This is a genomic window from Gemmiger formicilis (genome assembly GCF_016901605.1).
In the GTDB taxonomy this organism is placed as follows: domain Bacteria; phylum Bacillota; class Clostridia; order Oscillospirales; family Ruminococcaceae; genus Gemmiger; species Gemmiger formicilis_B.
Genome location: NZ_JACJKP010000408.1, coordinates 1 through 521, shown reverse-complemented (window position 1 = coordinate 521; position 521 = coordinate 1). Strand labels below are relative to the sequence as shown.

The 521-nt window shown below is 63.7% G+C and carries 1 protein-coding gene; it reads left to right on the top strand.

Features of this window, described 5'->3' with window-relative positions; translation table 11 throughout:
* The coding region (locus H6B10_RS15170) for a Mur ligase family protein (protein WP_243427424.1) at positions 1-521 on the top strand (521 nt) is incomplete at both ends.

Below are 521 nucleotides of genomic sequence, written 5' to 3'. Positions count from 1 at the left end.
TGTGCTGCAGGGCGACGCCCGCACCGAAATCCGGGACCTTTGTTATGATTCCCGGGCCGTAACGCCGGGAGCCTTGTTCGTTTGCCTGCCCGGGTTGCACACCGACGGCCACAACTATGCTTTACAGGCTGCGGCAGCAGGGGCAGCGGGCATCGTATGCGAGCGGTTACCCGACGGTTTGCCGCAAGACCTGCCGGTAGTGCAGGTGACCCACAGCCGCCGGGCATTGGCCCAGCTGGCCATACAGCTATACGGTGCCCCGGCCCGGCAGATGACCATGATCGGCATTACCGGTACAAAGGGCAAAACCACCACCGCCCACCTGATTGCCGCAGTGCTGGAAGCCGCCGGGCGCAAGGTAGGGTTGATCGGCACCAACGGCGTCAGCTGGCCGGGATATCGCCACACCCTGCAGCACACCACCCCCGAAAGCTGTGACCTGCAGCGGCTTTTGCGGCAGATGGTCGATGCCGGGTGTGATGCCTGCGTGATGGAAGTATCCAGTCTGGGGCTGAAGATGG